The sequence below is a fragment of the Streptococcus sanguinis genome (assembly GCF_050234405.1).
GTDB classification, from domain to species: domain Bacteria; phylum Bacillota; class Bacilli; order Lactobacillales; family Streptococcaceae; genus Streptococcus; species Streptococcus sanguinis_W.
Genome location: NZ_CP092117.1, coordinates 222,806 through 245,400, shown reverse-complemented (window position 1 = coordinate 245,400; position 22,595 = coordinate 222,806). Strand labels below are relative to the sequence as shown.

The 22,595-nt window shown below is 41.3% G+C and carries 26 protein-coding genes; 5 read left to right on the top strand and 21 right to left on the bottom strand.

The window, feature by feature from the left end:
• Window positions 1–4: 4 nt before the first annotated feature.
• On the bottom strand, window positions 5–1,087 hold the full coding sequence (locus MFP28_RS01330; RefSeq protein ID WP_002907907.1) for an ArsR/SmtB family transcription factor: 1,083 nt from the start codon (window positions 1,085–1,087) through the stop codon (window positions 5–7).
• Between the two features lie 206 nt (window positions 1,088–1,293).
• On the opposite strand from MFP28_RS01330, the gene MFP28_RS01325 reads away from it, so the two are divergent.
• Genes MFP28_RS01325 through MFP28_RS01315 form a run of 3 tightly spaced genes read left to right on the top strand, consistent with a single transcriptional unit; the run spans window position 1,294 to window position 3,412 of the window.
• Complete coding sequence (locus MFP28_RS01325) at window positions 1,294–1,770, top strand: DUF2975 domain-containing protein (RefSeq protein ID WP_002907906.1); 477 nt, start codon at window positions 1,294–1,296, stop codon at window positions 1,768–1,770.
• An 8-nt stretch (window positions 1,771–1,778) separates the two neighbouring features.
• On the top strand, window positions 1,779–1,994 hold the full coding sequence (locus MFP28_RS01320; protein WP_002893895.1) for a helix-turn-helix domain-containing protein: 216 nt from the start codon (window positions 1,779–1,781) through the stop codon (window positions 1,992–1,994).
• Window positions 1,995–1,996: 2 nt separating this feature from the next.
• Window positions 1,997–3,412: a DUF4153 domain-containing protein gene (locus MFP28_RS01315; protein WP_002907905.1), complete on the top strand. Its 1,416-nt coding sequence runs from the start codon at window positions 1,997–1,999 to the stop codon at window positions 3,410–3,412.
• Between the two features lie 120 nt (window positions 3,413–3,532).
• Here the strand turns inward: MFP28_RS01315 and MFP28_RS01310 are convergent, their stop codons facing one another.
• Window positions 3,533–4,093, bottom strand: a complete 561-nt coding sequence (locus MFP28_RS01310) for a DNA-3-methyladenine glycosylase I (RefSeq protein WP_002893899.1) — start codon at window positions 4,091–4,093, stop codon at window positions 3,533–3,535.
• Window positions 4,094–4,104: 11 nt separating this feature from the next.
• On the bottom strand, window positions 4,105–4,569 hold the full coding sequence (locus MFP28_RS01305) for a pyridoxamine 5'-phosphate oxidase family protein (protein WP_032916313.1): 465 nt from the start codon (window positions 4,567–4,569) through the stop codon (window positions 4,105–4,107).
• Between the two features lie 24 nt (window positions 4,570–4,593).
• Here MFP28_RS01305 and MFP28_RS01300 point away from each other — a divergent pair, with 24 nt between their 5' ends.
• A complete protein-coding gene (locus tag MFP28_RS01300) occupies window positions 4,594–5,211 on the top strand; it encodes a helix-turn-helix transcriptional regulator (protein WP_002907903.1) in 618 nt (205 codons plus the stop codon).
• A 61-nt stretch (window positions 5,212–5,272) separates the two neighbouring features.
• Here MFP28_RS01300 and rpmH read toward each other — a convergent pair whose 3' ends face one another.
• The 18 genes from rpmH to MFP28_RS01210 all read right to left on the bottom strand — a co-directional run bounded on the left by rpmH (window position 5,273) and on the right by MFP28_RS01210 (window position 20,728).
• Entirely contained in the window at window positions 5,273–5,407 is a 135-nt protein-coding gene (gene rpmH, locus MFP28_RS01295; RefSeq protein ID WP_002893904.1) for a 50S ribosomal protein L34, read from the bottom strand.
• Between the two features lie 138 nt (window positions 5,408–5,545).
• Window positions 5,546–6,178, bottom strand: a complete 633-nt coding sequence (locus tag MFP28_RS01290) for a hypothetical protein (RefSeq protein ID WP_002907902.1) — start codon at window positions 6,176–6,178, stop codon at window positions 5,546–5,548.
• 49 nt (window positions 6,179–6,227) lie between these two features.
• Window positions 6,228–7,253, bottom strand: a complete 1,026-nt coding sequence (jag, locus tag MFP28_RS01285) for an RNA-binding cell elongation regulator Jag/EloR (protein WP_002907901.1) — start codon at window positions 7,251–7,253, stop codon at window positions 6,228–6,230.
• A gap of 21 nt (window positions 7,254–7,274) precedes the next feature.
• Window positions 7,275–8,090 (bottom strand): membrane protein insertase YidC, encoded by an 816-nt coding sequence (locus MFP28_RS01280; RefSeq protein ID WP_002907900.1) that lies wholly within the window; start codon window positions 8,088–8,090, stop codon window positions 7,275–7,277.
• Complete coding sequence (gene rnpA, locus MFP28_RS01275) at window positions 8,074–8,433, bottom strand: ribonuclease P protein component (protein WP_002907899.1); 360 nt, start codon at window positions 8,431–8,433, stop codon at window positions 8,074–8,076. Before rnpA ends, MFP28_RS01280 begins: the two co-directional genes overlap by 17 nt.
• Before the next feature lie 148 nt (window positions 8,434–8,581).
• Entirely contained in the window at window positions 8,582–9,967 is a 1,386-nt protein-coding gene (gene argH, locus MFP28_RS01270) for an argininosuccinate lyase (RefSeq protein WP_002907898.1), read from the bottom strand.
• 14 nt (window positions 9,968–9,981) lie between these two features.
• Entirely contained in the window at window positions 9,982–11,181 is a 1,200-nt protein-coding gene (locus MFP28_RS01265) for an argininosuccinate synthase (RefSeq protein ID WP_002907897.1), read from the bottom strand.
• Between the two features lie 175 nt (window positions 11,182–11,356).
• The gene (locus tag MFP28_RS01260) at window positions 11,357–11,992 is read right to left on the bottom strand and encodes a DUF6287 domain-containing protein (RefSeq protein ID WP_002907896.1); all 636 of its coding nucleotides are present in this window, start codon (window positions 11,990–11,992) and stop codon (window positions 11,357–11,359) included.
• 89 nt (window positions 11,993–12,081) lie between these two features.
• Complete coding sequence (gltX, locus tag MFP28_RS01255; RefSeq protein ID WP_002907895.1) at window positions 12,082–13,539, bottom strand: glutamate--tRNA ligase; 1,458 nt, start codon at window positions 13,537–13,539, stop codon at window positions 12,082–12,084.
• Window positions 13,540–13,645: 106 nt separating this feature from the next.
• Window positions 13,646–14,425, bottom strand: coding sequence for an alpha/beta hydrolase (locus MFP28_RS01250; RefSeq protein ID WP_002893923.1), 780 nt, complete (start codon window positions 14,423–14,425; stop codon window positions 13,646–13,648).
• A gap of 73 nt (window positions 14,426–14,498) precedes the next feature.
• Window positions 14,499–16,166: a ribonuclease J gene (locus MFP28_RS01245; RefSeq protein ID WP_002907892.1), complete on the bottom strand. Its 1,668-nt coding sequence runs from the start codon at window positions 16,164–16,166 to the stop codon at window positions 14,499–14,501.
• Between the two features lie 648 nt (window positions 16,167–16,814).
• Window positions 16,815–16,955, bottom strand: a complete 141-nt coding sequence (locus tag MFP28_RS01240) for a hypothetical protein (protein ID WP_173306651.1) — start codon at window positions 16,953–16,955, stop codon at window positions 16,815–16,817.
• A gap of 21 nt (window positions 16,956–16,976) precedes the next feature.
• Window positions 16,977–17,678 carry a hypothetical protein gene (locus MFP28_RS01235; protein ID WP_002907891.1) on the bottom strand — a complete coding sequence of 234 codons (702 nt, stop codon included), beginning with the start codon at window positions 17,676–17,678 and terminating at the stop codon, window positions 16,977–16,979.
• Window positions 17,679–18,781: 1,103 nt separating this feature from the next.
• Entirely contained in the window at window positions 18,782–18,985 is a 204-nt protein-coding gene (locus tag MFP28_RS01230; RefSeq protein WP_002893927.1) for a CsbD family protein, read from the bottom strand.
• A gap of 76 nt (window positions 18,986–19,061) precedes the next feature.
• Window positions 19,062–19,652 (bottom strand): Asp23/Gls24 family envelope stress response protein, encoded by a 591-nt coding sequence (locus MFP28_RS01225; protein WP_002907890.1) that lies wholly within the window; start codon window positions 19,650–19,652, stop codon window positions 19,062–19,064.
• Between the two features lie 17 nt (window positions 19,653–19,669).
• Window positions 19,670–19,840, bottom strand: a complete 171-nt coding sequence (locus MFP28_RS01220; protein ID WP_002899156.1) for a DUF2273 domain-containing protein — start codon at window positions 19,838–19,840, stop codon at window positions 19,670–19,672.
• Between the two features lie 11 nt (window positions 19,841–19,851).
• Entirely contained in the window at window positions 19,852–20,433 is a 582-nt protein-coding gene (gene amaP, locus MFP28_RS01215) for an alkaline shock response membrane anchor protein AmaP (RefSeq protein ID WP_002907889.1), read from the bottom strand.
• 55 nt (window positions 20,434–20,488) lie between these two features.
• Window positions 20,489–20,728, bottom strand: a complete 240-nt coding sequence (locus MFP28_RS01210) for a GlsB/YeaQ/YmgE family stress response membrane protein (RefSeq protein WP_002899160.1) — start codon at window positions 20,726–20,728, stop codon at window positions 20,489–20,491.
• Window positions 20,729–21,021: 293 nt separating this feature from the next.
• Here MFP28_RS01210 and MFP28_RS01205 point away from each other — a divergent pair, with 293 nt between their 5' ends.
• Complete coding sequence (locus MFP28_RS01205) at window positions 21,022–22,503, top strand: M protein trans-acting positive regulator PRD domain-containing protein (RefSeq protein WP_002907887.1); 1,482 nt, start codon at window positions 21,022–21,024, stop codon at window positions 22,501–22,503.
• Window positions 22,504–22,595: the final 92 nt, after the last annotated feature.

Below are 22,595 nucleotides of genomic sequence, written 5' to 3'. Positions count from 1 at the left end.
CAAACTATTTTAGGTCTTGTTTGAGCTTCTCTATAATTTTTTGAATCAGTTCTTTGTTGACCGTGTATTTAACAGAATCATCATCCACCACAAGCTCCAGCAAGCCAGAATTTAGCAGCTTCTGCGTATGGAATGAGATAGAGGCTCTTGTAAGCCCCAGTTTTTTAGCTATATCTTTATTCTTGGCATGCGGTTGAATCAATTCAATCAAGACTTTATAGCGGGTTTCATCACCAAGAGTTTTTAAGGTCAGAGCCAATGTTTCATCGTTAAGCTCTGATTCCGCCTTTGATAACTGGGAACTTCTCGTCGAAAGGACTAAGGAATAGGAAGTGAAATCAGGAACCTTTTCGAGAAAAGAGTCAATAAACATGGGTGACAGAACAAAGACTCGTGTGTCCTTTTCAAGGAGCTTGGCATTCTGCTCTTCATCATCCATCACATCAGATAGGCTAAATTCTTGTTCAAAAGCTAGTACTTCCTGCTCAAACTGCTTATAAATAGGCTGATAGAGCTCGAACACTCTTTCCAGCAAGGAAACCAATTTGTCTCGAAGCTTCTCTGGATGCTGAATAGCTTGGTACCAGTACCATTTATTTTCCGGAGACTTGTCACTATTCTCTATAAGAGACAGTAGATCCTCAGGACATCCCTTGGTGACTTCCCCAGCAGAAAGCTTAAGCGATAAGCAATAGAGGATTTGCTCTGCGTCTAGTTTTTTCAAACATTCTAACAAGTCATGCAAATTGGCCGGATCTTCTCCTTTTTCTAGCAAGTAGAGGTAGAGGAGCGGAGCCAGTCCCACCGTAGCTCCTTCAAACAAACTAACCGCAACAAGCTCTCTCTTCAAGGGAAGTAAAGCCTGATAAAGCTTATCATAGTGCGGCTGTACATCAAGAAGCAGCTCCTTTTGATTCTGCCGTAAATCCTTCCACATATGTTTATCAACCCTTGAAACGATGGCAGGCACCATGAGAAATTCATATAACTTACTACGATAATGAACAAGCTTTACACCCACAGATTCTTCCCTCCTTACGCATACTCCGCTTCTGACCAGAAAGAGTATACAATTCCTGTTTTTCATTATACCAAAAATCAAGCAAAATATTCATCGTCTTCTGCTCTGTTCATCTCCTGACAAGAAATCCATCTCTATAAAATAAGAACTTTTTTAGAAACTTTCATCTAGTCCTTAAGACCGATTTTATCTTTTTTCGATAGTTTTTTATTGATTATCGATAAAATTCGTGTTATAGTTACTAAGAAATGAAACGTTAGTCGGAGGAAATTATGACAGACAAAATGAAAAAGACTGCTGAATATATGAGCATTACTCTTACAAAAATCAGTATCAGCCTTTTATTTATTGCTTCCATTATCCTGATAGCCCTAGGACCTTGGGTCGTCAACCTAGTTATTGAATTTCCCTCTCCTTTCTTTCAAGGAGAGACACGCTTTTGGATCTTGCTGCTGCTTGGCTATGTCCTAGGCTGCCTAGCACTAGCCTGCATTGTCCATCTCTATCGACTCCTTAGCCGCATTGGTAAAAATCAGGTTTTTATCACACAAAATGTTCAGTACATGCGCTATCTTGGCTGGGAAGTGGGCACTGTCGCTCTTATCTCCCTCTTTATGGGACTGACAGCCTACTTGCCCATGCTCTTAGTCACTGTTTCTTGCAGTATATTGACCCTGATTATCCGTGTCATCCGCAATGCCTTTGGCAAGGCCATTGAGCTGCAGGATCAAGTGGACTACACTATTTAGGAGGTCTTATGATTCAGATAAATTTAGACCTTGTCATGGCGCAAAAGCGCATCAGTGCTGGCCGTTTAGCAGAGTTGATTGACCTAACTCCAGCCAATCTATCTATCCTAAAAAATAATCGAGCCAAGGCAGTCCGTTTTTCAACACTCAACGCTCTCTGCCGTGAATTAGACTGCCAGCCTGGCGATATTTTGGAATATATCCCTGATGAGGAGGAGAAATAATTATGGAATACCCAGCACAAGATCAGATGAATATCCAGCCTTGTCTGCCCGCAGAGGAAGAAAGAAAGACCATCTTCGCAGGCCTAGAGGACAAGCAACTGCGATTCTTTAAAATCAGCTATCTAATCCTCTATCTTTTAACCTACTTTTACTCTGCAGTATTTTTTAATTATCAAACGGCATCCTTTTTCCCTTTTGCAATCGGTCTTATATTGCTAAGCGAAGCCCTAATCAGGAAATTAGCCTATCCATCTCTGCAGATAAAGAATCTTGACAGCAGATTAGAGGCTAGAAGCTTTTTGGTCATGACGCTAGCTCAAGCCCTAGCTTTAAGTCTCTGGGGACTTCATCGCCAGCTAGAATTTTTCCAATTTCTAGCCATCTACATCTCATTCGCCTTCTACATTCTGTCCCGCACCGGCTGGTTAAGCCAGGGGCGTTTGGGGATCCTGGTCTGGTTTGATGCCATTCAAGCCTTCTGCATCCTGCCCTTTAAAAATTTCATTGCTGCTATTCTAGTCTTTATAGAAGGTAAGCAGCAGGACTCTTACGACAGCTCTGACAGTCTATCTTCAAAGAAAGCCCAACAGCTCACGATTATCGTCAGCAGCTTCTTTGTCGCAGGAATCTTGGTCTATTTTGTCTGGTCCCAACTAAGTCAGGTTTCAGACAGCTTTGCCTCATTCTTCAGCAATACCGCTGATATTATTGAAAATCTCCTTGACTCCCTCTTTTCAAGTCTTGATAGCAGCATGATTCTCTTCAAGGCCTGCCTGGCTGTTCCTGTTAGTCTGTACTTGTACGGCCTCCTAGCCGGCAGTCTGTTAGGCAAAAAAGATACTAAACTTAGCTACAAAAAATTCCAAGCAAGTATCCACCCTTTGCGAGTAGCACCCGCTTTCGCAGCCTACATTATCATCGGCAGCCTTTGCCTGACCTATGCTCTCTTCTTCCTAACGGGTCTGGGTGAGCTCGGTCAGCTCCTAAGCGCCGGAACAGTAGCTCAGGCTATTTCTCCGCAGAATGCTTCAACTGTTGCCGTAGCTGGCTTCTGGCAGCTGGTTCGGGTGTCTATCCTTAACTTTGCAGTCCTAGGTGTCTTCTATCTGATTGCCAAAAAACCGCTCTGGGATCAGAAAGGGACGCGATTCGCAGCTACTATTCTCTTTATCTTTACTGGTCTGCTGGCCTTGCTAGCCGGCTGGAAATTATTTGGCATCTACATCTACCTTTACGGACCAACACCGCTGCGCTTGATTTCAGCATGGTTTATCCTAGTTCTCTTGGTTTGGTGCCTACTGACCCTGATTCGCTTCTACAAATCTATCCAAGCTATTCGCATCGGTATCTTTTACGCCCTGATAAGCTTTACCTTGCTCTGCTATCTGTATCCAATGCTTTTACCAGTAGCAAAATAAGCAACTGTGCTCAACTATACACAAAAAACCAGAAAGAAAATCAGTTTCTTTCTGGTTTTTTATATCATTTACCAGCATTCGATAATAGACCGCTCACCTTTCCAATTCAAAGAAAAATGATTATATCCTAAAATCACAGGTCAGCAAATGATCATTGACCATGCCAATGGACTGCATAAAGGCATATACAGTCGTAGAGCCAACAAAAGAAAAACCTTTCTTTTTGAGTTCTTTACTAATTTTATCGGATAGATCCGTTCGAGCAGGCACCTCTTCAATACTAGACCATGAATTAAGAATCGGTTCATTCTTTACAAAAGACCAAATATAAGAATCCAAACTACCATAGTCTTCTTTTAGTTTTAAATAGGCTTTAGCATTTTTTATAACTGCCTTTATTTTCAGCCTATTTCGTATCACTCTTTGATCACTAAGCAATTCTTCAATCTTCTGCTCGTCATAGTTGGAGAGTATTTCAGGATTGAAGTTTTCATAAGCCTCTGTCATAGCATCCATTTTTGACAAAATAGTTTGCCAGCTCAAGCCCGCCTGCTGACCTTCCAAAATCAACATTTTAAAGAGTTTATGCTCGTCATGCACAGGTCGCCCCCAGTCATGGTCATGATAATTTCTCTCAAGCTCACTATTTTCAGCCCAATTGCATCTTTTTATCTCAACCATCTATTTTCTCCTTATAGTTTGATTTTCTCAACTTGATTATTATCTAAGACCAAGAAGGCATTAGAAAAAGATACTTCAAAAAGTTGCAAGGAGTTGCTATGCTGCTCAATAATATCTTGATAATAAGGATACTTCTGGACAAAAACGCTTCTTATATTCTCAATAGAAAGCTGGCTTTCTTTGACTCTCCCTTGAATCCGGATATACCTCCCATCACCTTTCGGGACTGTTGTAAGAGCAATACGATTATTGATTGCCAACTCTTGAATTTTATGACTATTTTTAAATGAGATAAAGAACAATTTCTTTGTCTCCTCATCATAATAAAAATTTACAATTCTTACATTTGGGATATCCTTTACAGAAGTAGCTAGAGCCATTTCTGTCTGTTCTACCAATAAGGCCTTAAAATATTGATTCATATTTGACTCCTTTATTATTTTCTCTAAAACTAGTATAATATAAAAAGGTATCATTATTTGAAACCATTTCATAAAAATATGGAGTTTCTCATGAATAAATCTCAAAGAATTAACGATATGCTTATTTTTCTCAATAAGAAAAGACAATTCAACCTAAAAGATATTATGAATCGATATCATATTTCAAAAAGCACTGCCCTTCGTGATATTGCCAGCCTTGAAACGTTAGGCATTCCAATTTATTCTGACTTAGGCCGGAATGGCAGTTATAAAATTCTTAGCAACGACTTGTTATCTCCTATTATTTTCTCCATAGATGAAATTTCTGCCTTGTATTTTTCCATGCTGACTCTAGAAAACTACAATATGTGCCCTTTTGATATTGACCTGCAAAAATTAAAAGAAAAATTTGAAAAATCGATTTCAGAACAGCAGTTAAGCAAAATTGCAAAAATCGAGAAAATCCTTCAACCAGAAGTCAGGAAAACAATCAACAACTCTCAGTTGCGAATCATTCTTGATATTTTATTGCACAGGCAGGAAGAATTTTTTCCAATTAAGTATGAACAGCAGTCTCTCCAAGTTCAATTTATCAAACTATTTAGCCACAAAGGAGACTGGTATGTAGAAGTCATGAATAAAGGCACTGGCCAAAAAGAGGAACTTTCCTGCCAGTCTATTGAATTTCACCCATAAATTTAGCATAAAAAAACCAGCGGTCTCGAGTCTCCGCTGGTTTCTTGATAAATCGTTTGGATTAAGCAGCCAAAACTTTGCGTCCTTTACGACGGCGAGCTGCCAATACACGACGACCGTTTTTAGTTGACATACGGTGGCGGAAACCATGTTTACGCGCACGACGGATTTTACTTGGTTGATAAGTACGTTTCACGATGAATACCTCCTCTTAGATTCTTGTATTCGTTTAGCCGGCTAGTTGTGATCAGTTACTAAACATACTTTACCATTCTATATGATTCTGGGGCTTTTGTCAATACTTACTTAAATAACTTTCTCTTTGTAAACGTACTCATAAAGTCCGAGTCGCTTCATAAAAGGGAATCAAAGCTGTCATGGCCTCCTGCAGCTGAGACAGCACCTGCTCTCTTGAAACAGCCCGAGAAAGGGGAACATCGTATTTGACCAAGACCTTACGAACCTGACCGACTGCCAGCTGCTGAGTAAGGAACTGGCGATTTTCCTCAGTTCCTTCAAAACGCTGACTCACACCATCTATCTGAGCAAAATAGTAAGCTGGCGACTGAATAGGCAACTCCAAGACCCGATTTTGCTTGCTGAGGCTGTGCTCATCTTTCTTGCGCTCCATAAAGCTCACCTCCAGCGATACCCCAAAATCTTCTGCAGTTCCATACAAGCGCAGAGCAAACATCGGTTCTGTGATTTCTCCATAGCCTTTAAGATAATTCCAAAAATGGGGCCGCAGTATCTGCGCTTGATTCATCCACTGGCTGGTTCGCTCCAAGGTCAGCTTAGGATAGAGGCTCTGAAAATCCTTGACCAAATCCGCAAATTCCTTGCGTGCCGCCTGGCCCTTAGCTCTTAGCTCCAACATAGACTCACGCAGCTGCCCTGCCTTGTCTGGAGATATATACTTAGCCCCTTGATGAGGCAGATAACTTTCAATAGCTGGAAAAAGTGACATAAAAAATCCTTTCTATATACAAAAACCAGCATCTCTGCTGGCTTTCTTTTTATTCGCTATCAATATCCACGACGACATAGCGGTTGGGCTCGTCGCCTTCGGAATAGCTAGTCACGCCATCGATGCGAGAAATGATGCGGTGGATAATTTTGCGCTCGCTGTTAGACATAGGGTCTGTGTGCTGACCGCGTCGGTCTTCCAAAGCCCGCTGAGCCAGTTTCTGCGCATAGCTTTGCAGTACTTCTGCCCGATGCTCAACATAATCATTGACATTAATGGAAATATAGAAGCTCTTAGAATATTGGTTATAAAGATAGTTTTGCGCTAATAGCTGCAGAGCTTTCAAGACTTTTCCGTGGTAGCCAATCACGCGCCCCGGTTCATTAGTATCAATCTGCATGTTAATGGTACGGCGGTTGTGGCTGCTGGAAATACCCGCTTCAACATCCATCTCATCAACGATTTTCTGAACATAGTTCGTTACGTTGTCAACCACTTCTTCAATATCGTAGTCTGCTTCGACTTGGATGCCTAAGTCAGCAAAAGAGCTTTCTTCTGTTTCTGTCAGCTCAGCCTTGTCTTTAGCCGCTTGTTCAAAAGAGATAACCTTGCTATCGTCCGCTTCTGCTTGAGCAACTGCCTCATCAATAGCTTGGTTGGTCTTGATAAGATCAATGGTGCCCGTCTCTTCTAAAATCGTATTGGCTTGCTTGTCATTTTTGAGAATTTCAGCCTTGACCTCATCTGAGATAACTTCGCCTTCTCCTTCGACCTTCTTGATAGCAGCTACCACACGACCCAAATCAACCGTTGCTTCACTGACAGACTGCACAGGCTCATTCTGAGCGTTAATCTCTTCGGGAACACCTTTTACAGCCTTTTGATTGGCTTTAACAACTGTCGTCTCAGCAATCGGCTCGACATCCACCTGAGCTGGCTTCTTGCCAAACAGACCTAAAAAGCCTTTTTTCTCACGTGAAATAACAGTGATATGCGCTCTCATCCGTGGAATATCCAACGTTTTCAAACCATTTTGAATGGCTTCTTCAACACTTGCTCCTGTAAAAATAACCATTGCAAGAGTCCTCCTTCTTACTTACTTTTTCTTTTTCTGTGCTTTTTTTAGGGCACGTTTCTTTTTCTGTTCCAATTGGCGCTCTGACCGTTCCTTGGCTTCCCGCTCGGCAATGATTTTAAAAGGATTGCTCAGCAGCAAGGTCTGAACCACCTGATAAGCATTTGAGACCGCCCAGTAGAGGGCCACCCCACTCGCTGCATAGAGGGCGAAAAAGAAAATCGCAACTGGCAACAGGTACATCATGACTGTCATCCCGCCATTTCTCTCCGGCAAGGCTTTGTTTGAAAGCCACGTACTGAGGAAAGTGAAGAGAGCCGCCAACAGCGGAAGAATAAAGGTCGGATCTGTCGCTCCTAGATTGAGCCAGAGGAAGTGACCTGTCTTCATAAAATCAACCCGAGTCAGTGCTTGAAACAGAGCCAAGAGCACTGGCATCTGGATAAAGAGCGGAATGAATGAGGCATAAGGATTGACACCCTTTTCTTTGTAGAGCTTTTGAGTTTCCTCAGCCAAGGCTGTTCTGCTCTCCATATCCTTACCAGGATACTTTTCCTGCAGGCGCTTGATATGCGGCTGTACTTCCTGCAGCTTGCGTGAAGAAGTCGTCTGGAATTGGAAGACCGGCAGGAGAACTGTCCGGATAATCAAGGTAAAGAGAATAATCCCAATTCCCTTACTTCCACCAAAGGATAGAAAACGAATGGTGTCTGCAAAGAAATATACTAGCTGTTCCCAGAAGCCATGTGAATCGGCTGTAACTTGACTGGTTCCGCAGGCTGTGAGAAAGAGCAGCGAGGCAACCAGCAAAATCCCTAATTTACTTTTCTGTTTCACAAATGAATCCTTCCTGATAAAGTTTAGCAATCTTTAATACATGCAATAAATTTTGTTCAACTTGGTGGTAGTCCAACTCTTCCACTCCTTTGCGAGCGATAACTACGAAGTCCGCCTGGACTAACTGTTTCTGATGCTGCATCAAGACATGGCGGATTTTTCTTTTAATACGATTACGAACTACTGCATTCCCCAGCTTTTTACTGACCGAAATTCCAACCCGAAAATGCTTTTGCTCTTTTTCTAACATGTAAACGACAAATTTTCGATTAGCAAAACTCTGTCCACTTTTAAAAATCGCATTAAAATCTTTTTCGCTCTTGACGCGATAGTTTTTTCTCAAAACTCAACTCCATCCACCAAAATTATATCTATTATACCATATTTTTCGAAAATGCCAATAAGTCCTGCTATGACGCCGGTTTTGCAAATATTTAAAAGGTTGATTCACTTAAAAAACACCGCAATTTCTTTGCGGCGTTCCCTATATCTTATCCCTTTTTCAGCTGTTTCTTCGCTCTTTCCAACTCCTGACGGATCTGTGCAAATCCTGTCCCGCCAAGGGAATTCCGCTTCTGTACAGCAGTCTGCGACTCAAGAACTTGATAAATATCTTCCTCAATCAGAGACGACACTTCCTGATAACGGCTCAGCGGGATATCCTGTAGATAATAGCCTGCCTTGCTGCATTCCAGCACCAACTTTCCGACAATCTCATGGGCTTCCCGGAAAGGCAGTCCTTTCTTGGCCAGATAGTCAGCCAATTCTGTCGCATTGGAGAAGTCTTGCTGGGTTGAAACCAGCATTTTTTCCTTATTGACTGTCATACTAGACAGCATACCCGCCATAATATCCAGCGATTTTTGGATAGTATCTACTGTATCGAACATGCCTTCCTTGTCTTCCTGCAGGTCCTTGTTATAGGCCAAGGGCAGGGATTTCATAACCGTCAGAAGACTGAAGAGATGGCCATAGACCCGGCCGCTCTTACCCCGAATCAGCTCCGCCATGTCCGGATTTTTCTTTTGCGGCATAATGGATGATCCTGTACTAAAGGTGTCTGACAGACTGACAAAGCCATATTCATAGCTGCACCAGTTAATCAGCTCCTCGCAGAGACGAGACAGATGCATGATGAGAATGCTGCTGTTAGATAGAAACTCCAAGATAAAGTCTCGATCACTTACCGCATCCAAGGAATTGTGGTAAATACCTTTGAAGCCCAATAAATCAGCCGTCAGCTCCCTGTCAATAGGAAACGTTGTCCCCGCCAGAGCTGCTGCTCCTAAAGGAGACAAATCCGTATGCTCCAGATTAAAGGCAAAGCGCTGACTATCCCGGCTGAACATCTGATAATAGGCCAGCAGATGATGAGCAAAGCTAATCGGCTGGGCATGTTGCAGATGGGTATAGCCTGGCATGATGGTCTCTACATGCTCTTCTGCCAAGTCCAATAGCACCTGACGCAGATTCAAGAGTTTATCCGCAATCTGACCGAGCTGATCCTTGAGATAAAGGTGCATATCTGTCGCCACCTGGTCATTACGAGAGCGAGCCGTATGAAGCTTACCAGCCACTGGCCCAATCTCCTCAGTCAGAAGAGCCTCCATATTCATATGAATATCTTCATTACGCACATCAAACTCAAGCTCTCCAGCCTCATAACGTGCTAACAGCTTTTCTAAGCCTGCCTGAATAGCAGCCGCTTCCTCAGGAGCAATGATTCCTGTCTGCCCCAACATTTTGACATGGGCTAGGCTGCCCTGCAGATCATAAGGAGCCAGACGATAGTCAAAGCCAATGCTAGCGCCAAACTCCTCTACCCAGCCTTCCAGAGAGGCTTCAAAACGCCCACCCCACAGTTTATGATTCGCCATAGGAAAGCCCCTTTCTATTTGTCTTTGTGAGCCTGAACCTCTGCGTGAACCTTAGACGGAAGCCCCCACAGCTTGATAAAGCCAATCGCGGCATCCTGGTCAAAGGTATCTGCACTAGTATAGGTAGCCAGACTTTCGTCGTAGAGAGAATTGTCAGACTTACGCGCTACGACTGTCGCAGCCCCCTTATACAGCTTCACTTTAGCTGTGCCATTGACCACCTGCTGGGTGGACTTGAGATAGGCAATCAAAGCTTCTGTCGCTGGATTAAACCAGAGGCCATTGTAGATGAGATTAGATAGTTCGTTTTCGATAATTGGCTTGAAATGAGCCAATTCTCTGACTAGAGTCAGATCCTCGATTTCCTTGTGGGCAGCTAAGAGAGTCACCGCCCCAGGGCATTCATAGATTTCCCGAGACTTAATCCCTACCAAACGGTTTTCCACATGGTCAATCCGGCCAACACCGTGCTGTCCAGCTAGGTCATTCAGCTCAAGAATCAAGTCCGCCAGCTTCATCTTTTTACCATCTAAAGCAACTGGTACACCTGCCTCAAAGTCAATATTTACATAGACTGGGCTGTCTGGCGCTTCTTCTGGCGCAACCGTCAAATCATAGGCATCTTCCGGTGCTTCATTCCATGGGTTTTCCAAGACACCACACTCATTGGCCCGCCCCCAAAGGTTTTGGTCAACTGAGTAGGGGCTGTCCAGATCTGCTGGAATTGGCACACCATTAGCTTTAGCGTAATTAATCTCTTCTTCCCGAGACCATTTCCACTCCCGAACCGGAGCAATCACCTTGAGCTTGGGATCTAAGGAGGCGATAGCGACTTCAAAACGTACCTGATCGTTTCCTTTTCCGGTACAGCCATGGGCAATGGTTGTCGCCCCCGTCTTGTGGGCAATTTCAACCAATTTCTTAGAAATCAAAGGTCGGCTCAGAGCGGACACTAGAGGATATTTTCGTTCGTAGAAGGTGTGTCCTTGCAGAGCAACCAAGACGTAGTCTTCCGCAAACTCGTCTTTAACATCAATAACATGTGATTCGATAGCGCCAACTTTCAGCGCCTTGTCATGAATGAAATCCAAATCATTTCCTTCACCTACGTCCATACAGACCGCGATCACATCATAATCCTTGTTCAGCCAAGTAATGGCCACTGAAGTGTCCAAGCCGCCGGAATATGCTAAAATGACTTTCTCTTTAACCATATGATTACCTCTATCCTTCTACATTTTATTTTTAAACATTCTACTGTATGAAAATGCGAATGTCAAGAGGAAATTTAATATTTATTAAAATAAAAACGTTTTATCAATTTTTATTCAACATCAATATATTATATACTGAACTCAAAATGAGAAAAAAAGAGTCTGTCAAGACTCCTTATTTTACACGGTAAAAAACATCGGGATGTTCGGAAACGCTCTGGGTGATGATGAAACGATCTTGACCGGTATCAGTCGGATCCGTCCCATTGACAGTCTCCCCAGCTGGCAGACTCTTTCCTGCTGGAATGATGAGAAAGGCAGCACCGGTTTGGTTTTTCCAACGAATCCCTGCTCGGTAAATCCCATTTTCATCTGGCCCAGAGTAATCTCCTGTCTCAAGCTTGGCAACATCTGACTCGATACCAGACGCATCGAATGTATAACTGTTCCCTTTGGCATCCTGCCAAGTACCAATCATGCTGGAAAAATCTCCAGAAGCAATGGCCTTCATATCCAAACTAGAAGTTGATGCCGTCCCTTTCCCTCCTTTGCTAGCTTCCTTGGCAGACTTTTCAGCTTCAGTTTCCGAATTCTGCTGAGAGCTGGTATCAGAAGTTTCCTGATTGTCCGCTTGACCATCAAGTTCGCTCGAATTGGCCCCTCTTTCAGACTTTTTAGAAGATGCAGAACTAGTCGAACTTACTTTAGAATTGTTGGAAGCGGGAGGCGTCTGCTCTTTCTTTTGGTTACAGGTTACTAGCACGAGTAAAGCTACTAACCCTCCAACCAAGATAATGATCCATTTTTTCATTTTTCTCTCCTTAAGGTATTTTCTTATTACAATTGTGACATAAAAACAAAAATTTGCAAAGTAAAAACCAGCTCAAAAGCTGGTTTATCTTATTGAATTTGATTCAGCATGTTTTCGATATGCTGGATGGATTTTTCGCGGCCTAATAGATAAATCGTATCTGGCAGCTCTGGTCCATGCATTTCACCCGAAACGGCGATCCGAATCGGCATGAAGAGGTTTTTGCCTTTGATCCCTGTCTCTTTTTGGACAGCCTTGATTTGCGGGAAGATGTTTTCCGTCACAAAATCTGCATCCGACATAGCTTCTAACTTTTCTTTGAAAGCTGTCAACACAGTCGGTACCGTTTCACCAGCCATGACCTCACGCTCCGCATCTGTCAACTCTGGGAAGTCCGCAAAGAAGAGGTCTGTCAGCGGCACAATTTCGTCTACAGACTTCATTTGTGGTTTGTAGAGCTCTACAAGCTTTTCTGCCTTATCTGTCAAACGGCCCGCTTCTTCCAAGTACGGCTTAGCTAGAGCGAAAATTGTGTCAAAATCCGCATTCTTGATGTATTCGTTGTTCATCCAGTCCAGCTTCTTCTGGTCAAAAGCAGCTGGGGACTTACTGAGACGTTTTTCATCAAAAAGCTCAATCAACTCTTGGCGAGAGAAAATCTCATGCTCGCCGCCAGGATTCCAGCCCAGCAGTGCAATAAAGTTAAAGACTGCTTCTGGCAGGTAGCCCTTCTTGCGATAATCCTCGATAAACTGCAAGGTATTGGTATCGCGCTTGGACAACTTCTTACCTGTTTCAGAGTTGATAATCAGGGTCATGTGGCCAAATTCTGGAGCTTCCCAGCCTAAAGCTTCATAAACCATGAGCTGCTTAGGTGTGTTGGCAATGTGGTCATCTCCCCGAATAACGTGTGAAATTTCCATCAGATGGTCATCAATAACCACAGCAAAGTTGTACGTTGGATAGCCATCTTTCTTCTGGATAACCCAGTCACCACCGATATTTCCGCCTTCAAACTCAATTTCGCCCTTGACCATGTCAATCCACTTATAGACACCAGCGTCATTAACAGCCAGACGAACCGTTGGAATGATGCCCGCTGCTTCGCGCTCAGCAATATAGGCTGCCTTTTCTTCCTCAGACATACCTAGAAACTCATTGATATAACGCGGTGTTTCGCCAGCCGCTTCCTGACGTTCGCGTTCAGCCGCTAATTCTTCCTCAGTTACATAGGACTTGTAAGCCAAGCCCTTGTCCAAGAGTTCATTAACGTATTTTTGGTAAATATCCAAGCGCTCAGACTGACGGTAGTTTTCGTGAGTCTCAGGACTCTCATCCCAGTCAATACCCAGCCAGCGTAAGTTTTCAAGCTGTGAGCGTTCTCCGTCTTCTACATGGCGCTTGCGGTCTGTATCCTCGATACGGATAATGAATGTTCCACCATAGTGACGAGCATAGAGATAGTTAAAGAGCGCAGTCCGCGCATTTCCGATGTGTAAAAGTCCAGTCGGACTTGGTGCATAACGCACTCGAATCGCTTTTGTCAAAGTTCCATTCTCCTATTTGTATTTCGGGGAATCATTCCCACTCCGATTTTCAAACGTAATCATTATATCATACTCTGAGGGCAGAATACGACTTTACAGTCTATTTTTACGACAGGCGCTCTTCCAGCTGGAAGTCGATAGGAAGCCAGGCCAGCACATTCTCCAGCTGCTTTTCCCAGTAATACCACTCATGCTTACCTGGACTGTGGCTGTAAGTAATCTCCAAACCTAAGTCTTGCAGGTTTTTCACTGCCTTCTGATTGGCCTTGTAGAGAAAATCTTCTTCGCCACACCAAGCCCAAAGCTTGGTTTTTTTATCAGATTGCTTGGCTATACTCTCCAGCGAATGGGGGCTGCTGGTCCAGTCCTTATAGTCTCCAAAAACTCCTCGCCAATAGGCTGGCGTTGCCATTTCAGCATTATCTGGACGAGCATCAAGAAAACTCAAAGCGCCTGAAAGACTAGCCGCGTATGAAAAGCGGTTAGACTTGAGAGCCAGCTTAAAGGCTCCATATCCGCCCATGGAAAGACCAGCGATAAAATTCTTCTCCCGCTTATCCGACATATTTGGGAAAAAGCGCTTGAGCACCCGAGGCAGCTCCTCAGCGATAGCTTCGTAATAGTTAAAGCCGTACTGAGTATCGGTGTACCAGCCATTGCTGGTATTAGGCATGACAACAATCAAGTTGGTCGAGCGAACCAGACGCTCAATATTTGAGCGCTTGAGCCAGCTATTGTGATTCCCGTTCATACCATGAAGCAAGTACAAAACAGGAATGTCCTTATCATCCGGCTTGTCCACACGAGCTGCGTCCGGATAGAGGACATTAACGCCCCATTCCATCTCCAAAGCCTCAGAATAATACTCTATTTTCATCACTGCCATTCGCATTTCTCCTTCTATCTTTCTGACAAGAAAAAGCCGAAGCCCGACTTTTCTTGTATTTGTGTTCAGATTTTTACCGCACTTCCATAACAACTGGCAAAATAGCTGGGCGACGCTTGGTTTGATCAAAGAGATATTTGGCCAGACTGTCACGGACAGCACCCTTCAGCTCACCCCAGTCAAAGCTATCCTGCGCCAGATAGTCTTCCACGGTTTTATTGATAATGTCAGAGCTTTCGCGCAAAATATCTCTGCTCTTCTTAACATAGACAAATCCACGGGTATGTACTTTAGCCTTGGAAATGATTTTCTTTTCCTTACGGTTAACTGTGAGTGCCACGATGAAAATACCATCTTCAGACAAGACCTTGCGGTCGCGGAGGACGATATTACCCACATCGCCAATCGCATTTCCATCAATCATGACATCTCCAGCTGATACTGCACCAGCTGGCACAAAATCACCATGGTCGTATTCCATGATGCTGCCACGCTTAGGAATGAAGATATTTTCCGGCAGCATGCCAACTTCCATGGCAGCCTTGGCATGAGCATCCAATCCGCGGTACTCACCCTGAATCGGGAAGAGGTACTTAGGCTGCAGCAGGTTAATCATGAGCTGCAAATCACGCGCATTTCCATGACCTGAAACCCGCAGGTTTTGGGTAATCAGCTTGACAATGCCACCCGCCTGATAAATCATATTTTCCACGCGAGCCACGACAGCTTCCTTGGCAATTGACGGCGTCGTTACGATGTAAATCAAATCGCCTTCCTTGATTTCCACATAGCGGTGACGGCCAATTGACATCTTGCGCAGGCCATTGATAGGCTCACCCATCCGGCCAGTCTCCAAGATAATCAGTTCATGGTCTTCAAACTTAGACATTTCCTTGGGCTTGATCAAGAGGCGTTCGTCCACCAAGGACAGCTTCTTGAGACGGATAGCCGTACGAACGATGTTTTCAACATCAAAGCCTGTCAAAACCACGCGGCGGCCAGTCTCTGCCGCTGCATCAAAGACCTGCTGGATACGAGATAAGTTGCTAGCAACCGCCGCAACAATCACACGGCCGTCCCAGTCGGCAATCGTATCTTCGATTTCCTTGCCAACCTCGCTCTCGCTAGCCACCTGAACAGTGCTATCTGCATTGGCTGAATCACTGAGCAAGGCCAGAACACCCTCGCGGCCAATCTCAGCCAGACGGCCAAAGTCTGTCGCATAGGACGGGCTGGCAGACTGGTCAAACTTGAAATCGCCTGTATAAACGATACTGCCTTTTCTGGTCTTGATGACAACTCCCAAACTCTCAGGAATCGAGTGAGTCGTCCGGAAGAAGGAAACCACTGTTTTGCCAAATTCAATCTCAGTATTTTCATCAATCACATGGAAATCATTGAACTTCTTAACCGCATCGTTATTTTTAACAAAAAGCTTAGCCAGCTCAATCGTCAACTCTGATCCGAAAACCGGCACCTTAGCATCTGCCAAAAGATTAGGCAGAGCACCAATCGCATCCGCGTGCCCGTGCGTCAGAAAGACACCCGCAATCCGCTTCTTGTTTTCAAACAAATAGTCCATGTTGGGAACGACATAATCCACACCCAACTGCTCATTTTCTGGGTACTTCAGCCCAACATCCAATACAAAAATGGAATCATCCACTTCGGCAACGTAGAGATTTTTACCATTTTCACGTACGCCGCCCAAAGCAATTAATTTAATATGGCTCTTACTCATTTTTTCTCCTATTCAATTTTCAGAACCTCGCTTTTATCAAAGATTCTTTATTTTATTACTAACGGTCCTTGGCTAGCCAAGTCGAATTACAGTCTTGCAAACCTTAGGTTTACATATCTAACCTATTATAGCATTTTTTCATGTTTTTTCAAAACAAAGAAAAATTGTTTTTCCATTGTCACTTAGAATGAAGCTATTTTTCTAACCACAAAAAAACACACCGACAGCAAAAAAGAAACAGCCGCAAACTGTCCCTTTTTAGGGTTAGGTTTTGCTAGTCAGATTAAAACGGACAAAATAAACCATTATCGCAGCTGTAACCAAGAAAGCCAGCCTGACCGTTGCCAGAGCATGAGCAGAAAAGAACAGCAGGCTAGCTATCAAGCTTAGAATCGGAAGCGCTACCTCTATAAGCAGAAACCTCATTGAAAATCTACGTTCTAGCTTATTACAAGGAGTGTAGGGCAGAAGGACAGACAGGGGGGAGAAATTTTCATTGCCGAAATGCTCGGAAAGCCCAATCAACTTCTACCCAAAAGTGATAATGTCCAGAAGAAACAGCCGCTCAATCAAATGAGGAAAATCGATGGGGCTGAGATCAGCCGAGACAAAACCGCGATTGGGATTACTGAGAAAGCCGGGCAGGATTTAGGTCGCCAAAATTCCAATCACTGCTACCCAAAGACCGATATGGCAAGGAAAGAGCAGAGGCAGAAAGAGGCAGGCCGTACAAATGACATAGTCGGCTTCATAGTCAAACAGTTGGTGGCGGCATTTTTCTTTTTTCATATTCATACTCTTTCATAAATCCTAAAAACGATTCGCCCATATAGCCAAGCGCTGGTAGAAAAAGAGCCAGCAGTCTGCAAGAAAATTAAGGCCCAGCACAATGTAGAGGCCGCGAAGATTTTCCTTAGCATAGACCGCGCTAGCGTAAATCAGTTCCTGACCACCTAAGTGATAATTCAACAAGTCCATCTCTTCTAAATAAATAAGCTTACTCCAAAATTCACTGCCTAGATAAATTAAAAGAATATAATTTGCTACTCTGATTACTGGATAAAGATATGATGCCAAATAGTAATGTGCATGCTTTTGAAGATGCCAGCGTCTCAGCCATTCTCGTCTATCAAGCTGAGGTCCTGCAAGAATAAAAGTGAGGACGGCCGCTGTCTCTACAACATCTTTGAAGGGATAGAAGCTCCATTTGAGAATAGGCTCAAAAGAATCAATACCTGTAATCCCGTAGCTTTTAATCACTAAACTATCCAAGAATTGATAATTGAAGATAATGAATAACATTAAAAATAATATTAAAAACAAGAAAAAGAAATAACCTGTTTTCCACCTTAAAAATCTTTTATACTTCCGACTCCGCCGAATCATCTGCAGCTTGAAATTGGGATTATTCGGTATATTCTCCGCAATAGGCTCACCGCAGGCCGGGCAGATGACATAGTCGGCCTCATAGTCAAACAGCCGGTGCCGACATTTTTCTTTTTTCAGCTTCATTTTCTCTTTACCTTTCCAAAAAACCGAATATCAAGCTGTATGATATTCGGGTTTCTCACCTTTTATTGGCTCACTTGGTCTTGCAAATTGCTTATCACCAGTCAACACCATAGTATCAGAGCATCCGCTTGCTGACCCGCATGCCATTGTACTGAATCAGCGAAATCCAGCGGTATTTGTCAATCAAATCTTTAGACACCATTCTGCGACTGCTCCGCAAAGACAATCTGACTTGGCAAGACACCGCTCAAAGAGAAAAACAGAAGCAAAAGATACACTTGAACTTTTCTTATAATCGGCATAATCATACCTTCCTAATAATGAAAAGTAATGATGACGCTAAAAAAACAGCTCCTATAACAACCTCTCTTCTAACTGCTGATTGTTTTCCAATCATCATTCCTAATATAAATATATACCGAAAACCCTTTCTTGTCAACGGTATCTTATACTTGCAAAGTATAAGAAAACAGCCCCCAGAGGGCTTTCATCCCAGATACACGGCATGCCAATTGTAGCAAAAAACGACCTCTAGCTTTACTCGGCTAGAGGTCTGGTTTACTTCGCTGGTATGAGAGCAATCAGTTCATCCAAGGTGTAACTGAATAACAATTTTTTATTTATTGTTTTTATTATTTTTTATAAACTTTTAATTCCTTCAACCGCTAATGATTTTCTTTTTATCTTAGCATTGGAAATCTCTATAACATAATAAAGCACTATTGATTGAATTCTCGAAGTTTGAAAACCATCTAAAAGCTTCTACTTTCTATACTATCGTTACAATCAGACAAGCTAAGCAGGCCTGTCTGACAATTCAACCAATATGTCAAGTAAAGCAACTACTTATGTATTACAAACAACTATACCAACAAAGTAAACTTAAAAGCGAATGAATTTGGTTTCCTTTCTTTCTATTTCCTTAATTCTATTATAGTACTCTATCCAGATTTTTGCAAGCGTTTACAACTAAGAAATTAAAAAACTTTTTAGCTAAGAAAAAAGAAAGGAGACCTTAAAATGATCTCCTTTAAATTCTAGATAATTTTTATCCGTGACTATAGCTAACAAAGACTTTTTATAAGGAAAATCAACTATTGGTTTTATTTATCGTCTTTTTTAACCATATTTTTAACGCCTTCGATGGCGCCTTCAACAGCATCTTTGGCATCTTCTGCAACTTCTTTAACTTTAGAAACTACTTTTTCAGCAGCTCCTTCTTTTTCTGTTTTTTTATCACCAGTTAATTTGCCAAGGCCTTCTTTAACAGAACCTTTAGCTTGGTTGAATTTTTCTTCTGTAGACATATTTGATACCTCCGTTGTTAGTTTCCATTTTTAAAGCAATGAAAGAATATAAGAATTCCTAATCTTGGTTAGAGAATTAACGAACGCGAGCTTTTTCATTTGATGCAGCATCTTTAACAGCCTCTACACCATCGCCAACTTTTTCTTGAACAGCTGAGAAGCCACCGCTAATGCCAGATTTTGCTTTTTCGAATTGCTCTGAAGCAAATTCACCTGTTGATTCAGCAACATCTGTCACTCGGTCTTGAAGGCTTACTGAATCCGCTTCGTGTTGTTCTTTCGTTTTAATATCAACAACATTGACATTTACTTCAACAACTTCCAAATCAGTCATCTTAGAAACTTCTTCTACAACAACTTTCTTGATTTCTTTGTATAAAGCAGGAACATTCTTTTGATATTCTGCAACAACATTCAAGTCAACAGCTACTTGTTCTTTACCAACTTCAACATTGACACCATGAGTGACATTGTCAGAGTTGACCAATTTATCTTTTATGTTAGAGAAGAAGCCGCCGTCAACAGCCAGCAAACCTGAAACTTTCTCTAAAGAGAGACCGATAATTTTTTGAATGACCTTATCATCGTAAGTCAATTCACCTTTTACTTCATGAGCTGCTTGAGCAACTTCTTTTTTTGCAACATCTTTAACATCTTTATTTGACATGTTAAACTCCTTTATTCTTATTTAAATATATTTTTGTTTTGAATATAATATCCAATTCCTGCCCCTAGAGTAGCGCAAATCAAGACAAATAGAGTCTTAAAGAAGCCAAAGGATAGGATAAAACACGCTAGAATAATGCCTGCTAATCCAGACAAGATTGGATATTGATATTTTTTAAACCATTCCATTTTTTACTTCCTTACTTTACACGACTAGTAGTTTTTTTAGCCGCTTCTTTTGGCTTGAAGTCTGAGACAGAGATTTTAAGCTTGACATTATGATTGATTCCGAAGAATTCTGTCAATCCAGACGCAATTTCTTCTTGAATCAACTGACTTCTCTTGATGATGTTTTCCGAAGGAACGATTGCCCCTTTAACAGAAACCATGCATTTGTTTTTACGGCTATTTACTGAAACTGCAGGATCTTTAATTAAACCGTGTTCTGTTAACAGACTACGAACAAACCCTTCAATCGCTGAATTTTTCAGCATCAGTTTCCCATCCGCATCAGCTAGCTGAATTTCCAAACGTCTCTTAGGATAAAAAACTATCACTAACATTAGTAGTAAGATTAAGCTTGCTAAAACCACAGTGCCCCAGAAAACATACCTAGAAAGATAGTAGCCCACAAAAGGAATCTGCTTCCAAGTGAATAACTTCCAGCTAAATAACTGGAGCCCCAGACCGCTGACTTTATGAAAGTCTAGCAAAACAGGAATCAAAATTGTCAAGATTAAAATACAGAAAATAAGGGAAAGTATTTTTCTTGATTTTGACATATTGAATCCTCACATCATTAAATTTTAAATTGTATTTGGAAAGTAAAAAGACAATTTATGCCTTTTTACCTACAAAAAATGATACAACAGCTACTACAATAACTGCACCAATGATAGAAGGAAGCAAGGCCATACCAGCCAAACTAGGCCCCCAAGTTCCTAAAAGTGACTGACCGACAGCAGAACCAACTAAACCTGCAACAACGTTTGCAATAACACCCATTGATCCGCCTTTTTTAGTGATTGATCCAGCAATAAGACCAATAACACCTCCAACAATAATAGACCAAAGCATATTGATTCTCCTTTCTAATTTTTTCTAAATCAAAATTATTTAATAATATTTTTTACTATTATTTTTTGATTAACATAATTATATAATTTTCCAACTTGGAAACATAATAATTCAACTTAGTTTTCTTTCCGTTTATCTGTACTATAGATACGCAAAGATAAGAATTCCTTGTTCTATAGGCTTTTATCAGCATTTTTAGATATATTTTAGAGTTGTTAAATGAGGTTAAACGAATAAAATATGGTATAATTGCCTGATAATAAAAACACTATATAAAGAAAGATAATATTTTAATGCGAGAATTACTATCTAAAAAGAGCCACAGGCAATTAGAACTACTAGAACTACTATTTAAAAACAAACGCTGGTTTCATATTTCTGAACTGGCTGAACTATTGAATTGTACAGAACGTTCAGTAAAAGATGATTTATCCCATGTCAAGTCTGCGTTTCCTCAATTGATTTTTCACTCGTCTACTAATGGCATACGTATCATTAATACCGATGATAGTGATATTGAGATGGTCTATCACCATTTTTTTAAGCACTCAACCCATTTTTCAATTTTAGAATTCATCTTCTTTAACGAAGGATATGAAACTGAGAGTCTTTGTAAAGAGTTTTATATAAGCTCTTCCTCACTCTATCGTATAATCAGTCATATTAACAAAATCATAAAAAAACAATATAATTTTAAAATTAGTCTCAATCCTGCTCGGATTATTGGAGATGAGATTGATATCCGTTATTTTTTTGCACAATATTTTTCGGAAAAATATTATTTCCTTGAATGGCCATTTACAGATTTTTCAGTAGAGCCTTTGTGTAAGCTATTAGCATTTGTCTATAAAGAAACTGCATTTCCTGTCAATTTCTCAACTCAAAGAATGTTAAAATTGCTCCTCGTTACGAATTTATATCGAATAAAGTTTGGTCATTTCTTGGAAGTTGAGAAAGATTCTTTTAACAATCAATTGTTAGAATCTTTCATGCAGGCAGAAGGAATCGAAGACATTGTAGCAAGCTTTGATTCTGAATACCATATCTCTCTGAATAAAGAAGTGATAGGTCAACTATTTGTCTCCTATTTTCAAAAAATGTTTTTCATTGATGAAAATCTATTTATGAGCTGCGCAAAAACAGACAGCTATGTAAAAAATTCGTATCAATTATTAAGTGATTTAATTGATCAGATAGAAAGCAAATATAATCTTAAAATTGACAATAAGGACAATCTTATTTGGCATTTGCATAACACAGCACATCTGCACCGTCAGGAACTATCTACAGAGTTTATTCTGTTTGATCAAAAAGGGAATACAATCAAGAACTTTCAAAATATTTTCCCTCAATTTGTTTCAGAGGTAAAAGAAGGGATTGAACATTACCTAGAGACTTTGGATATCCATAGCACACCAATGAAAGTCAACCATCTATCCTATACTTTTATCACTCACAGCAAACATTTAGTGCTGAATCTTTTACAAAATCAGCCTAAATTAAAGGTTCTAGTCATGAGTAATTTTGATCAGTATCATGCAAAATCAGTAGCAGAGACCCTTTCTTATTATTGCAGTAATAATTTTGAACTTGAAGTTTGGAATAAATTAGAATTATCAATTGATTCTTTAAAAGAATCACCTTACGATATCATCATTTCTAATTTTATTATTCCACCCATTGAGAACAAGAGACTGATCTATTCCAATAATATTAATACGGTCGCACTCATCTCCTTACTTAACGCAATGATGTTTATTCGCTTAGACGAGTGATTTGGACTATTTTGATAACAAAAAAAACCGCATTCTAGCGGTTTTTTTTTAATCTATTTTTATTAATCTATGAGAGTCTTTTGAACATTAAT

Excerpts from the sequence above, each read along its gene's own strand:
- MFP28_RS01330 (WP_002907907.1), bottom strand. The coding sequence starts at position 1,087 with ATGAAAAACAGGAATTGTATACTCTTTCTGGTCAGAAGCGGAGTATGC.
- MFP28_RS01325 (WP_002907906.1), top strand. The coding sequence starts at position 1,294 with ATGACAGACAAAATGAAAAAGACTGCTGAATATATGAGCATTACTCTT.
- MFP28_RS01320 (WP_002893895.1), top strand. The coding sequence starts at position 1,779 with ATGATTCAGATAAATTTAGACCTTGTCATGGCGCAAAAGCGCATCAGT.
- MFP28_RS01315 (WP_002907905.1), top strand. The coding sequence starts at position 1,997 with ATGGAATACCCAGCACAAGATCAGATGAATATCCAGCCTTGTCTGCCC.
- MFP28_RS01310 (WP_002893899.1), bottom strand. The coding sequence starts at position 4,093 with ATGGTTGAGATAAAAAGATGCAATTGGGCTGAAAATAGTGAGCTTGAG.
- MFP28_RS01305 (WP_032916313.1), bottom strand. The coding sequence starts at position 4,569 with ATGATACCTTTTTATATTATACTAGTTTTAGAGAAAATAATAAAGGAG.
- MFP28_RS01300 (WP_002907903.1), top strand. The coding sequence starts at position 4,594 with ATGGAGTTTCTCATGAATAAATCTCAAAGAATTAACGATATGCTTATT.
- MFP28_RS01290 (WP_002907902.1), bottom strand. The coding sequence starts at position 6,178 with ATGTCACTTTTTCCAGCTATTGAAAGTTATCTGCCTCATCAAGGGGCT.
- jag (WP_002907901.1), bottom strand. The coding sequence starts at position 7,253 with ATGGTTATTTTTACAGGAGCAAGTGTTGAAGAAGCCATTCAAAATGGT.
- argH (WP_002907898.1), bottom strand. The coding sequence starts at position 9,967 with ATGGCGAATCATAAACTGTGGGGTGGGCGTTTTGAAGCCTCTCTGGAA.
- MFP28_RS01265 (WP_002907897.1), bottom strand. The coding sequence starts at position 11,181 with ATGGTTAAAGAGAAAGTCATTTTAGCATATTCCGGCGGCTTGGACACT.
- MFP28_RS01260 (WP_002907896.1), bottom strand. The coding sequence starts at position 11,992 with ATGAAAAAATGGATCATTATCTTGGTTGGAGGGTTAGTAGCTTTACTC.
- MFP28_RS01250 (WP_002893923.1), bottom strand. The coding sequence starts at position 14,425 with ATGGCAGTGATGAAAATAGAGTATTATTCTGAGGCTTTGGAGATGGAA.
- MFP28_RS01245 (WP_002907892.1), bottom strand. The coding sequence starts at position 16,166 with ATGAGTAAGAGCCATATTAAATTAATTGCTTTGGGCGGCGTACGTGAA.
- MFP28_RS01240 (WP_173306651.1), bottom strand. The coding sequence starts at position 16,955 with ATGAAAAAAGAAAAATGCCGCCACCAACTGTTTGACTATGAAGCCGAC.
- MFP28_RS01235 (WP_002907891.1), bottom strand. The coding sequence starts at position 17,678 with ATGAAGCTGAAAAAAGAAAAATGTCGGCACCGGCTGTTTGACTATGAG.
- MFP28_RS01230 (WP_002893927.1), bottom strand. The coding sequence starts at position 18,985 with ATGTCTACAGAAGAAAAATTCAACCAAGCTAAAGGTTCTGTTAAAGAA.
- MFP28_RS01225 (WP_002907890.1), bottom strand. The coding sequence starts at position 19,652 with ATGTCAAATAAAGATGTTAAAGATGTTGCAAAAAAAGAAGTTGCTCAA.
- MFP28_RS01220 (WP_002899156.1), bottom strand. The coding sequence starts at position 19,840 with ATGGAATGGTTTAAAAAATATCAATATCCAATCTTGTCTGGATTAGCA.
- amaP (WP_002907889.1), bottom strand. The coding sequence starts at position 20,433 with ATGTCAAAATCAAGAAAAATACTTTCCCTTATTTTCTGTATTTTAATC.
- MFP28_RS01210 (WP_002899160.1), bottom strand. The coding sequence starts at position 20,728 with ATGCTTTGGTCTATTATTGTTGGAGGTGTTATTGGTCTTATTGCTGGA.
- MFP28_RS01205 (WP_002907887.1), top strand. The coding sequence starts at position 21,022 with ATGCGAGAATTACTATCTAAAAAGAGCCACAGGCAATTAGAACTACTA.